Below are 12,358 nucleotides of genomic sequence, written 5' to 3' on the forward strand. Positions count from 1 at the left end.
ATATTCAAGTAGTTAACTATTCTAAAGTATAAAAAGGGGTGTTTAACCCCTTTTTGCGTAATTTAATTTAAGTGGCGAAAGCCCTAAATTTATGGAGATTTAAATGGCAGTGTCTGCAAACAAAAGAGCAGTAATGACCTTATTTTCTGGTGCTAACGATATGTATAGCCACCATAGGTCCGCATAGTGCTAGCAGAAAAAGGTGTCAACGTTGATATTCATTATGTAACGCCTGACAACATGCCTGAAGATTTATATGAAGTTAATCCGTATGGTAATGTTCCAACTCTAATTGATAGAGAACTAGGCCTATACAGAGCAAATATCATTAACGAATATCTTGACGAACGTTTCCCTCATCCACCACTGATGCCTGTTTATCCGGTTGCCCGTGGTCGTTGTCGTTTGATGATGGATAGAATTGAGCAAGATTGGTATTCGTTAACGCGTAAAATTGAAGCTGGTGATGATTCAGCTCGTCAAGAATTGAAAGAGAGCATTTTAGCAATCGCGCCAATTTTTGCAGAACAGCCATATTTCATGAGTGAAGAATTCAGTCTTATCGATTGCTATTTAGCACCATTATTATGGCGTTTGCCTTCTTGGGGCATCGAGCTTGAAGGCATTGCGTCTAAAGAAGTTAAAACGTATATGCTACGTGTATTTGAACGTGAATCTTTCCAAGCATCTTTAACAGATGTTGAAAAAGATATTCGCGCGACGTACTAAGTCAAGATGGATAATTTGACGTCAAATCGCCCTTATTTGTTGAGGGCGTTTTATGATTGGATTTTAGACAACGACTGTACTCCGTATATTGTTGTGGAAGCCGATTTACCGCATGTAAGTGTACCGCCTCAAACCGTCAAAGACGGACAGGTGGTATTAAACGTGAGTCCTGATGCTGTCAACGCGTTAAATATGGATAAAACACAATTAACCTTTTCTGCTCGATTTGGTGGTGTGCCGCATGACGTTTATATCCCAATGTATGCCATAAGTGCTATCTACGCTAAAGAAAATGGTGCCGGAACTATGTTCCCGCCAGAAGATTTACCAGATGATCTAGAGCAAGATTTAGATGGTGATCCATTAACGACTCCAAGTGCTGTTACTGAGGTTGAATCTGCTGGAAAAGCAGCTGATGAGCCCAAAAAACAGAAACCTAAAGTAAGTCATTTGTCTTTAGTTAAGAAGTAAAAACTTCAAAGTAAAAACCGCCTTCATGGCGGTTTTTTATGCCAAAACACTAGTTTGCGATTTAGACATTGCCTGCTAATTTAGTGACATAAAGTTGCAGAGCAGCTTTTAATGAGTCAAATCCAAATTGACTAAAGTTTATCTCGCTTATTTTTATCCATTTTGCTGCAATTAACTCATCATGTTGGATAGTAATGTCTGGCTTAGCATCTAGTACGGCATAAAAAGTAGTGTCGACAGTGTGATATGTAATTGAATCGTAAAGGTACGTGTTTGAGCCTGAGCAGAGATATTTCCAATTAGTAATCCGAATACCTAGCTCTTCTATTGTTTCTCGTGTGAGGGCTTGCTCAAGTGTTTCGTCAAAGTCGGTAAATCCCCCAACTAAATCTAGGCAGCCTGCGGCGGGTTCTTTTTTCGTACGTTTATTAAAATTTCATCCCCGACATGAATAATACCCGCTACGGCACTAGCCGCGTTATGAAAGTAGGTCTGGTGGCAATCAAGACACTTAAAGAATCGATTGTCAGGCATTTCAAAATGATGACTTTGGCAATAAGGGCAATTTTTAAAATTCATAATTAAGATATTTGAGACTCAGAGAATACTGACCCTAACACGAGTGCGTCGCCAGACACCAACAAAAACAAGCTAAGTAGTGCTTTCGACAAGTAAATTTATTGCGATATTAGCTTTGCAGTTGTCATTTAGGGCAATGGTAAAATAAGCCCAATTGCAATGGAAATCGAGTTGTAATCAAGTGATAGTTACCTAAAAAGTACAGTTTTTAAGTGTAAAACTTGCTTTATTCTTAGTGAACTTATACAAATTGCCGTTGTCGAATCACTAACTATTGAACAAGGATATTTCATGAGATTCATCCCGTTAATTTTATTTTTTGCCGTTTTTTTATCGCCTTTTGTTCTTATTGCAGAGGGACAACCCAGCTTTCCGTTTTTGAGTGTGGTTGGTCATGCTGAATATGAAATACCGCCAGATAAGTCAGAGGTCAATTTTCGGATAGTTACGTTCGCAGAAGAGTCAGAAGATGCCGTTAAAAAATCGTCAATATTTCTAATCATGTGAACAAGATTATTACGGAATTGGGTATCGACCCTAAACATGTTAATTCGTTTGATATAACAAAAAAGCAAAGCGTTTTCGACATAGAGAGTCTCAAAACGAACTTCAGATTTTGGGCTACGAGATGACCCAAAATTTTAATGTTGTGATATTTGATCTATTGGCATCAGAAAAACTGGTGAATAAACTGTTAGTCCTCAACGGAGTTGAAGGCATTAACGTTACGTTTGACTTACAAAGCCGAAAAGAAATAGAGCAAAAGTTGTCAGTATTAGCCGGTAAAGATGCCAAACAACGCGCAGAAAACCTCGCATTGGGAGTTGGCGCTACCATTGGCTCTGTTTATTCGGTTAGAGAGCAGGGGCGAAGTTATCAAGCATTCGGTGTTAGACAAAATTCTTCGATGAGAGAGAACTTGTCAATCAACCCGCCTGAAACGATTACAGTAACTAAGTCTATTGAGGTTATCTATCGTATAAATCCTTAGTTTTTTGTAACGGATTAGCCGGTTAACTTTTTCATATACGACAGAGGAGTGTAAGTCGTTACTCGATTTTCATGCTGTATTTGGGATGGTTTGGAAGTTTTTTCTGCGAACTAAGAAATACAGACTATACTTTCTTTTTAATGTACCGATATTTAGCGAAACTATGCATTTCCGATGTTATTCACGTCAAAGGAAGCTAGTTATTAAGTGTTTTTAGATGGCGAACTCCTATTGGCAGCAGCGAAAAGCGATGAAGTAAAGCGAATAGAGCGCCAGTACACAGCGACATATAGAAGATCAGTCCATTGTTTTTTGATATGTTTTAGTAAGCACTAATTGTGACTACAACCTCACCAATAATAATAAGAGGGTTGTCTAATGGAGTGGAAGACTGTTACATCCACTGAACGAGATATAGAAAGTCATATTCGAATTAAAGAACGTGTCGCCTGCGACCACTTATTTAATGTTCAAGCGCTTTACGACATCCGCTTAAAAGATATTGTAATTTTTACAGTCGTATACATATTGCTCGCGAGATTTAGTCAAAGCTTTGCGATTGCACCTAGCCATGTCAGTCCTATTTGGATCCCTTCTGGAGTCTTGTTTGCATTAGCCTTAAAGTATGGTGTCCGTGTTTGGCCGGGGGTTTTTGTCGGCGTATTGTTTAACAATATTTGGACCTATTCGAGCTCAACTGCATTAATTGATTCTTTGATAGCTGGGGTTTTTAATGGCATAGGTGATGTTTTTAGCATCATTGGATCTGCCGCACTTATTTATCATTTAACCAAAACAAATAACCCATTGCATCGCAAACTACATTTTGCCATTTTTGTCGCTGTCGGGGTCATATTAGGGCCCCTAATTAGCGCTTTGTTTGGCGTATTGGGGCTATCTGTTTTTGATTTTATTGGTTATAAAGATTTGATCAATATGTTTTTTACTTGGTGGGTTGGTGATGCTGTTGGCGTATTGGTATTTACGCCATTATTGATCTCTTGGTTTAATCCTGAACAGATTCATCATAACCATAGCGCTTTGGTGTTCTTTATTATTGCGTTGCCCGCTAGTTTAGCGACAGCAGCTATTTTTGACTTAATAATTATGCCTATTGAATTGATGTTCTTGAGCACTATTATGTTGCCGATGCTGTTAGTTACTATGGTGCATTATGGGCAGCGCATACTTTTTACAATTCAACTGATTGTGTTAGCAATCGCGGTTACTGCAACATCACAAAATTTAGGTCCTTTTGCCGTGGGGGACAGCAACCTGTCTCTTATTCAATTGCAGTGGTTTGTTGCTATTTTTTCATGCTCCATTTTTGGTCTAGCGGTAGTGACCTATGAAAATCAAAATGCCAAAGAAGTCATTTTTGAAAAAATGAAGGAGCTAGAAAAATTATACCGAACGGATAACTTAACCGGCGTCGCAAATCGGCATCTCATCACAGAGTTTATTAATCGTGAATTTTCACGTATGGCTCGCACCAACTTACATTTTGGGGTGATATTAATCGATCTGGACAATTTCAAACTCGTAAACGACAAGTTTGGGCATAACGTTGGCGATCAGGTATTAATACAAATGTGTGAAGCGATTCAACTGCAAATCCGAACAAATGATTTGCTCGGGCGTTGGGGCGGCGAAGAGTTTATTGTGATTTGTGACAACATTGACCGAGATGGTTTGATGCATGTAGCTGAGAAAATAAGAATTATGATTGAAAATTCTACATTTGAACAATACCTCAGTCTAACCATCAGTTTAGGCATAACACTAGCGGATCAAAACGATACGATAAATACGTTAACAAAACGCGCAGATGATGGCTTGTATACTTCGAAACGGAATGGTAAAAATTGCTCTACCTATGTCGATGGTAGTCATAGTGATTTATCAACGACCACGAAATAATTGTTTTGAAATACGAGAGCTCTGTAATGGAATTTGACAAAGAAAAATACAAAATTTGGAAGTTACCTCACCCAATGTTAATACACTGGGTAGTAAACCCTAGGCTAGCTTTTAATGAGCTTATCCTAGGACAACGAATTCCTAAGATAACCTTAATAGATAAAACCAGCGACGCCCCGTTAATGGAGCGGCAATATATTCCCTGTCCACACTGCAATACGATTCACAATGGCTTGTTATGGGCTAAACGAGGCGCCTATAAAAACTGGTTTGGGTTTATGTGCCCTACATGTGAAAACGTCATTCCATGCCTTTGGAACTTTACAAGCTTGGTTCTATTGGCTATTACCTTTCCGATTTGGGGTTGGTTTCGTAAACCGTTAAAAACAAAGTGGTTGAAGTTTAAAAAGGCAGAGTTACTAAATAGTCCCGAAGCTGAACTTCCAACAGCAAAACAAACGCCTTGGCTGAAAATGGGTCTTATTTATGGCGCACTAATGTTTTGTTTTACCGCTGCACCAAAGATCGTTAGTGGTGAATTGACCTCGACAGGTATTGCCGTGCAAGTGGGTATTTGGCTCTTTGCGGGCTTGGCATTTGGTGGTGTAATGAAATTGGTATTAGGTCGTAGTAAAGTGCAATAAGGGCTGGTGCTTTAATGTGCATTTGAAAGTGGGCTACCTTTTTTGAAAAAGTCGTCACCAAAGATAGAACAAAATAGGTAAATAAAAACCCGCTTAAGTCAGCGGGTTTATTGTATTTACGTACTTATAACCTATTTAATTAAATCAAATTTCTCGCGTAATACGTCGATGATTTCTTGTTTTGGATCCGCAGATAAAACGATTTTCTCACCAGTTATTTTTTCTGCAATATTGCGATAGGTTTCTGAAATTGCCATGATAACGTGTTTTGGTAAATCATTGTCTCGTGCTAATGCTTCGCGTTCAGGCATGCGGTTTTTATTGAGTAAGATATCTGGATCTGGGAAATAGTTTAACAAGGTCTGCCTAAAACCTTCTTTAGAGTTTTCTACAACTTTACCGTCACGGTAACTTGGTCCATCCCAAATACGCGATGAGTCTGGGGTTCCGACTTCATCCATATAGATCAACTTATCGTTACCTGATGCGTCTTTGACATAGCCAAATTCAAATTTAGTATCGACAAATACTTGGTCAATTTGCTCCAGAGCGTCACTGATAAGGTTGAACCCTTCCTTTAGTAACACTTCATAGCGAGCGACATCTGATTCTTTTAAGAAGTTAAAAGCTTCGTAGTTTTCTAAAATATCCTAGCGTCGAATATTTACGTCATCGGCTTCAGGCACATTAGGGATCCCTTTTAGAATACCTTTTGTAGACGGCGTAATTAATATTTCAGGTAACTTTTGATCTTGTTGTAAATTGTCAGGCAAGGCGATGCCACAAAATTCGCGTTCACCTTTTTCATAGCTGCGCCACATCGAGCCTGTTATATATTGACGGGCAATGGCTTCAATCATGACAGGTTTTGCTTTTTGCACTATCCAGACAAATGGATGGGGGATATCCAAAATGTGGCTATCTGCTAATCCCTGTTCTTTAAATAATCGGAACCAGTGATTAGAAACGGCATTTAGTGCAGCGCCTTTCCTGGAACACCCTTGATCCCACCTTCACCGTGCCAGATGCAATCAAATGCCGAGATGCGGTCACTGATAACCATAATGGCCAAAGGAGCGTCAGATTGAACGTCATAGCCTTTTTCTGCAATCAGTCGTTTGCTGTCTTGCTCGGTAAGCCAATAGACGGAACGTACTTTTCCGCTATGCACAGGCAGGTCGGTTTTTATTGGAAGATCATTATTAACTGCTAAAACGGAACTGGCTAAGCTCATTTGGGATCCTAAGGTGGTAACGAAGAGTCGATTTTGCGCGAATTTTAGCAAATGCTGCGAACAACAAAAAGACTACAATGCAGTCTTTTTGTCGAACTTAGTGTTAATTTTACAATTTAAACTTAGATGCCGCTTCAAGTAGGTCGTCAGACAGGGTATGTAGACTCTTAGAAACGTCACGAATGTCGTCTAGGGCTTCTAATGAATCACCGATTGAATGGTTCATGTCGTCAACGTTTTGGGTAACGGTTTGCGCGACCATCGTTTGCTGCTCGGTTGCGGTGGCAATTTGGGTATTGAGCTGATTAATCGTTTGAATATGCGTCGCAATTTTATTAACTGATTCACCGGTCTGTGCTGCAAATTCTTCATTTCTTTGTGCTTGCGTACTGGCACTTTCCATTGATTCAACCGACGCACTTGCTGCCTCTGTTAGGGCATTAAGCAATTCTCTAATTTCCGTAGTCGATTTAGATGTACGACTTGCTAATTCTCTTACTTCATCAGCAACCACGGCAAAACCACGGCCTTGTTCGCCTGCACGGGCAGCTTCAATAGCGGCGTTTAACGCCAATAAGTTTGTTTGTTCAGCGATAGAAGTGATTACATCTAAGATTTTGTTTACGTTCTGCGTATCTTGAGCCAGTTTATGAATGACGGTAGACGCCACTTTAATTTCGTTATTGAGCGCTTGCGACACGGCCATAGTTTGATTCAAAATTTCAAGGCTTTGAATTGCTTCTTGTTCTGCGTTAGTAGTCGCGGTTGCCGCTTCATTAGCCGAATTTGTTATTTCAGCAACACTTTGGCTCATTTCAGTCATGGATTGTTTAACATGAGTCGAGTCTTCGCCTTGTTTATGCATGGCCGATTCTGCAACTTCCATTCGTTGGATTAATCGAGTGGAGTTGTCCAATAATGGTTGAACCACCGACATAACGTCACTAATAGACCCTCTTAATACCGCCATGAAACGATTAAAGTTGCGCGACATTTGGCCAATTTCGTCATTGCTTTCAACAACTAACGTGGACTTTAAATCACCGTCACCATCGGCTAACTCGCGTAAGGTTTCCGCTGCTACTGATGCGGTTTGTTTAATGCCTTTACCGATGACAATGCCTAATCCAACAATGATAAACACGAGAACAACAGATACGAGAACACTGGTGAAAATGGCGTTTTCTGAGCGAGTTTTTGAATCTTCGGCCAGCTGTGAATATTTATTGTCAGACTGTTTTTTGTATTGCTCTAAATTGCTTGTCAGTTGTTCAAAAAGGTCCGACTTAACTTTGGCTTTTTCTTGAACCACCGCAAAATCGACGTCACCTGCAATAAAGCTTTTGACGATGACTTTGGCAATCTCATTGTAGTCTTTTAGTGTTGATTTAAATTCGTTGAGTTTGGCGCGCTCCGCGGCCTGCTCGAGACGTTGAATAGAGTCGATGTTTTTTAATAAGCGCTCGTATTGTGCTTCTGCGCTATTAATTAAGTCTTCATCACCAAACGTAACTGCCTTAGGTGTAGGTTTCATCTATTTTGTTGATAATAAAAGAGTTAGCGGTAGATAACTGGGCTATTTCATATCGGCTGTTTTTTAGTTCATCTAAGTTTTTATTATTGGCACTGATGGCAGTTGCATTTAAGACGATAACCACAATTAGCGCTACAAGTGCAATAACTGTAATGACATTTATTTTAATAAAGACACTTAGATTTTTAAAATTGTCCACGTGATCAAACCCTTTAATATCCGGAGGCGTTGTTTTTTATCGACCCAAGTGGTCATTTCTTTAGTCTAATTATTAACTATGCATTAAAAAACAGCCTACTTCATAATAATCAAAAAATTAGTTAACAACATATAGTTATAGTTGAATAAAGGGGAGTGTAAAGTGCAGATGGGATGAATCGAGGTAAAAATAGGATTTTTACCTCGATTTTAAATTTTTGTTACGAACGAATACCAATACCACGATTTATTAACATCATTGCGATGGTGAAAAATATCACAGCAAAGCCAATGATCATTGCAAATGCGAATGTCAAATTGACGTCAGTTACGCCCAAAAAACCATAACGAAAGGCATTAACCATATATACGATTGGATTAATCTTTGACACGGTTTGCCAAACTTCAGGTAATAAAGTCAGGCTATAGAAGACACCACCGAGATACGTTAGAGGGGTAAGCACAAATGTTGGTATGATTGATATGTCATCAAATGTATTGGCAAAGATGGCGTTAATTAACCCCGCCAACGCAAAAACCATCGCCGTGAGCAGTACTGTTGAGATTAATACAAAGTAGCTATGAATATGAATATCAACAAAAAATGTCGCAACGAGCGTTACGATAATGCCCACTAACAAACCACGTAACATACCACCACCAATATAGCCTAAAACAATAATGTAATTAGGCACAGGTGCAACGAGCAACTCTTCAATGTTTCGTTGAAACTTGGCACTAAAAAATGAGCTCGCTACGTTTGAATAGGAATTTGTAATTACAGACATCATGATCAAGCCTGGCACTATAAAGGCCATGTAATCAAACCCGCCCATTTGGCCAATGCGCTCGCCTATTAGGCTACCGAAGATGACAAAATAGAGTGTCATAGTTATCGCTGGTGGGACTAAGGTTTGAACCCAAATACGGAGAAATCGTGTGCATTCTTTAATTAAGACGGCATTAAGCGCGACTGAATATTTGCCAATCATGATTTGTCTCCTTTGTTCGCTTTTTGTTGTTTGCCGTCTTCTACAAGTTTGACAAATAATTCTTCAAGTCGATTGGACTTATTGCGCATACTCAATACTTGGATATTCTGACTGGTTAATTGAGTGAATACGTCGTTAAGGCCCTTTTGTTTTTCCACCGACACTTCAATTGTGTGGTCGTCGATAATAGAGTAAGTAAAATCGGTTAACTCTGGCGCTTGGCTAAATTCAACCGTATCTAAAATGAAAGTTTCGATATTGAGTTTTGACAGCAAACTCTTCATATCGGTGTTTTCACCAATCTCACCTTTATCGATAATCGCAATGTTACGACACAGCATTTCTGCCTCTTCGAGGTAATGCGTTGTCAATATTATCGTGATGCCTTCTTTATTAATTTTATTTAGAAATTCCCACATACTGCGGCGGATCTCAATGTCTACACCTGCGGTTGGCTCATCTAAAATTAACAGTTTAGGTTCGTGCATTAAGGCACGTGCAATCATTAGTCTGCGTTTCATTCCGCCAGAAAGTGAACGTGCAGCGTCGTTGCGTTTTTCCCACAAATCAATCTGTTTGAGGTATTTCTCTGCTCGAATATGCGCTTCGCCGCGCTCAACACCATAATATCCAGCTTGGTTTAAAACAATTTGTAAAACGGTTTCAAACTGATTGAAGTTAAATTCCTGTGGAACTAGGCCGATTTGCGCTTTTGCATCTTCAAGCTCGGTATCGATGTCGTATCCAAACACCTTTACTGAGCCCGATGATTTATTCACAAGTGAACTAATAACGCCAATTGTGGTGGACTTTCCTGCACCATTTGGGCCTAACAGGGCAAAAAAGTCGCCCTGTTCAACACTAAAAGTAACCCCTTTAAGTGCTTCTACCGTACGATTTTTAGAACGATAGGTCTTTTTTAAATCTGTTATTTCTAAGGCTTTCATATCGTTAAGTTTACTTTTTATTTGTATAGCCCCAACGTGGGACTAAAGTTTGTTCAATTCGGAGGTGGTCTAACATTCTGGCGACCATAAATTGCACTAAATCGTCAATGGATTTTGGCTGATGATAAAACCTAAGGTGCTGCGGGCATTATAGTGACCCCTAACCTTGAAAGCTTTAACATATTTTCTAAATGGATAGCGGAAAAAGGTGTTTCACGGGGACCAAAATAAGGTTACCACGTTCTTTTATAACCACATCTGCCGCTCGCTCAAGTAAATTGTCACTGGTGCCATTGGCAATGGCCGATAAAGTACCGGTGGAGCACGGGACTACGATCATATTTTTAGGTGCAGCCGAACCCGAGGCTGGGGGAGAAAACCACTGATCTTTTCCCAGCACACAAATTTGCCTAGGGGCACTATTGAAGTAGTTTTCGCACCATTGGCTAGCCTTTTCAGGGTGAGCGGGGATATCGAGTTCAACTTCAGTTTTAAATACCACTTTTGCTGCACTTGAAAACAACAAATAGATTTGATGATTGGCGGCAACTAACTGTTTAATTAGCTCTAAAGTATAAGGTGCGCCAGATGCACCAGTTACACCAATAGTCACTTCACCTGCAAATAAGCTCGGACCGGAATAAGGCTGTGTCATCTCATTCTCCATGGCGTTAGTTTGACGCAAATTTTGTATTTAATTGATTTGTAATTAGCTGGTGAATACCCGAAAACCCACCATTACTCATCACCACTATATGGTCATTTGGTTGGCAAATTTCAATCACACGTGCAACTAAACTTGATATTGACGTTTCGATAGTGGTTGGTGTTGTCGAGTTAGACAAACGTTCTGCCCAGTCTAAATCTTTTTCGAGAAACAGAAAAACCTGATCTGCGTTTTGCCACGAATCCGCTAATGTATCTTTATGCACACCCATTTTCATTGTATTTGAACGAGGTTCTATGATGGCAATGATCCTGCGTGTCCCAACTTTTTGGCGAAGTCCAGCGAGAGTGGTATTGATTGCTGTTGGGTGATGGGCAAAGTCGTCATAAACTTCAATGTTGTGCTGATTGTAAATTAGTTCCATGCGTCGTTTGGGGCTAATGAAGTTCGAAAGTGAAGCTATCGCTTGCGCTGTTGTCAGCCCAGCATGGTGAGACGCTGCCAAAGCCATTAACCCGTTGTCGACATTATGTTGACCCGTTAATGTCCACGCCACTTGGCCTACCAATGTTTGTTGGTAATAAACGTCAAATCGACTGCCGTCAGTTCGGCCTTCACTATTAGGCATAAGCTTTGCCTGCCAGTCGGCATGATCACCGACTAATTCAACATCGCTCCAGCAACCGCGTTGAAGTGTTTCGGTTATCGCATTTACATGTTTTGGTGCAATGATTTTACCGGTTGAAGGCACAGTCCGAACCAAGTGATGAAACTGGGTTTGGATAGCGCTTATGTCTGGAAAAATATCAGCGTGGTCAAATTCTAAATTATTGATCGTGACCGTACGTGGTAAGTAATGCACAAACTTAGAGCGTTTATCAAAAAATGCAGTATCGTATTCATCGGCTTCAATAACAAAAAATGGAGACCTACCGGCACGGGCCGAAACCGAAAAATTGCTAAGGCACGCCGCCAATGAGGTAGCTAAGGTTCTAGTCCTGCGTCTTCTAACAATCAAGGCAATCATGCTTGAAGTTGTGGTCTTGCCATGCGTTCCACTCGAAGCGATAACCCAACGGTCTTTAAGAAGGTGGTGTTTTAGCCACTCCGGACCAGATGTATAAGGTATGTTTCTATCAAGGATATATTCTACAGCTGGATTGCCCCGCGAAAGGGCATTGCCGATTACGACAACATCAGGTTGAGGGTCAAATTGGCTCGTGTCCCAACCTTGGGTTAGTTCAATGCCTAATTGCTCTAATTGAGTCGACATGGGTGGGTAAACATTTTGATCAGAGCCCGTCACTTTATGACCTAGCTCTTTGGCAATAGCCGCGATTCCGCCCATGAAGGTACCGCAGATCCCGAGAATATGTATATGCATGATTTTATTACATGATGAAGTTTGTAACAGGATAACAAAAAGGCGACTTGTTCGTCGCCTTGGTTTAC

9 protein-coding genes and 5 pseudogenes are annotated in these 12,358 nt (G+C 40.2%); 6 read left to right on the forward strand and 8 right to left on the reverse strand.

The features are described 5' to 3' along the window. Positions 1 to 103: 103 nt before the first annotated feature. Positions 104 to 729 (forward strand): annotated as a pseudogene (gene sspA / locus PN838_RS19380) (stringent starvation protein SspA). Between the two features lie 15 nt (positions 730 to 744). Further along, complete coding sequence (locus tag PN838_RS19385; protein WP_272182657.1) at positions 745 to 1,200, forward strand: ClpXP protease specificity-enhancing factor; 456 nt, start codon at positions 745 to 747, stop codon at positions 1,198 to 1,200. A 61-nt stretch (positions 1,201 to 1,261) separates the two neighbouring features. Here PN838_RS19385 and PN838_RS27570 read toward each other — a convergent pair. Continuing rightward, positions 1,262 to 1,612: pseudogene (locus PN838_RS27570) on the reverse strand (NUDIX hydrolase); the annotation flags it as partial. A gap of 458 nt (positions 1,613 to 2,070) precedes the next feature. On the opposite strand from PN838_RS27570, the gene PN838_RS19390 reads away from it, so the two are divergent. The 4 genes and pseudogenes from PN838_RS19390 to PN838_RS19405 all read left to right on the forward strand — a co-directional run bounded on the left by PN838_RS19390 (position 2,071) and on the right by PN838_RS19405 (position 5,334). After that, positions 2,071 to 2,286: an SIMPL domain-containing protein gene (locus PN838_RS19390; protein ID WP_272181687.1), complete on the forward strand. Its 216-nt coding sequence runs from the start codon at positions 2,071 to 2,073 to the stop codon at positions 2,284 to 2,286. 100 nt (positions 2,287 to 2,386) lie between these two features. Beyond that, a pseudogene (locus tag PN838_RS19395) lies at positions 2,387 to 2,770 on the forward strand (SIMPL domain-containing protein); the annotation flags it as partial. A gap of 378 nt (positions 2,771 to 3,148) precedes the next feature. Continuing rightward, positions 3,149 to 4,690: an MASE1 domain-containing protein gene (locus PN838_RS19400; RefSeq protein ID WP_272181688.1), complete on the forward strand. Its 1,542-nt coding sequence runs from the start codon at positions 3,149 to 3,151 to the stop codon at positions 4,688 to 4,690. Between the two features lie 26 nt (positions 4,691 to 4,716). Next, a complete protein-coding gene (locus PN838_RS19405; protein WP_272181689.1) occupies positions 4,717 to 5,334 on the forward strand; it encodes a hypothetical protein in 618 nt (205 codons plus the stop codon). Positions 5,335 to 5,465: 131 nt separating this feature from the next. On the opposite strand, the pseudogene PN838_RS19410 reads toward PN838_RS19405, so the two are convergent. The 7 genes and pseudogenes from PN838_RS19410 to mpl all read right to left on the reverse strand — a co-directional run bounded on the left by PN838_RS19410 (position 5,466) and on the right by mpl (position 12,290). Further along, positions 5,466 to 6,568 (reverse strand): annotated as a pseudogene (locus tag PN838_RS19410) (phosphoribosylaminoimidazolesuccinocarboxamide synthase). Between the two features lie 109 nt (positions 6,569 to 6,677). Beyond that, positions 6,678 to 8,102 (reverse strand): methyl-accepting chemotaxis protein, encoded by a 1,425-nt coding sequence (locus PN838_RS19415; RefSeq protein ID WP_272181690.1) that lies wholly within the window; start codon positions 8,100 to 8,102, stop codon positions 6,678 to 6,680. Then, positions 8,086 to 8,301: a hypothetical protein gene (locus tag PN838_RS19420; protein WP_272181691.1), complete on the reverse strand. Its 216-nt coding sequence runs from the start codon at positions 8,299 to 8,301 to the stop codon at positions 8,086 to 8,088. The genes PN838_RS19415 and PN838_RS19420 overlap by 17 nt, the downstream gene beginning before the upstream one ends. Positions 8,302 to 8,521: 220 nt before the next feature. Then, positions 8,522 to 9,289: an ABC transporter permease gene (locus PN838_RS19425; RefSeq protein WP_215965500.1), complete on the reverse strand. Its 768-nt coding sequence runs from the start codon at positions 9,287 to 9,289 to the stop codon at positions 8,522 to 8,524. Next, positions 9,289 to 10,239: an ABC transporter ATP-binding protein gene (locus tag PN838_RS19430; RefSeq protein ID WP_272181692.1), complete on the reverse strand. Its 951-nt coding sequence runs from the start codon at positions 10,237 to 10,239 to the stop codon at positions 9,289 to 9,291. Before PN838_RS19430 ends, PN838_RS19425 begins: the two co-directional genes overlap by 1 nt. 10 nt (positions 10,240 to 10,249) lie before the next feature. Then, a pseudogene (locus tag PN838_RS19435) lies at positions 10,250 to 10,894 on the reverse strand (flavin prenyltransferase UbiX). Between the two features lie 16 nt (positions 10,895 to 10,910). Further along, positions 10,911 to 12,290: a UDP-N-acetylmuramate:L-alanyl-gamma-D-glutamyl-meso-diaminopimelate ligase gene (mpl, locus tag PN838_RS19440; protein WP_272181693.1), complete on the reverse strand. Its 1,380-nt coding sequence runs from the start codon at positions 12,288 to 12,290 to the stop codon at positions 10,911 to 10,913. Positions 12,291 to 12,358 lie beyond the last annotated feature (68 nt).

The sequence above is a fragment of the Psychrosphaera algicola genome (assembly GCF_028401425.1).
GTDB lineage: Bacteria > Pseudomonadota > Gammaproteobacteria > Enterobacterales > Alteromonadaceae > Psychrosphaera > Psychrosphaera algicola.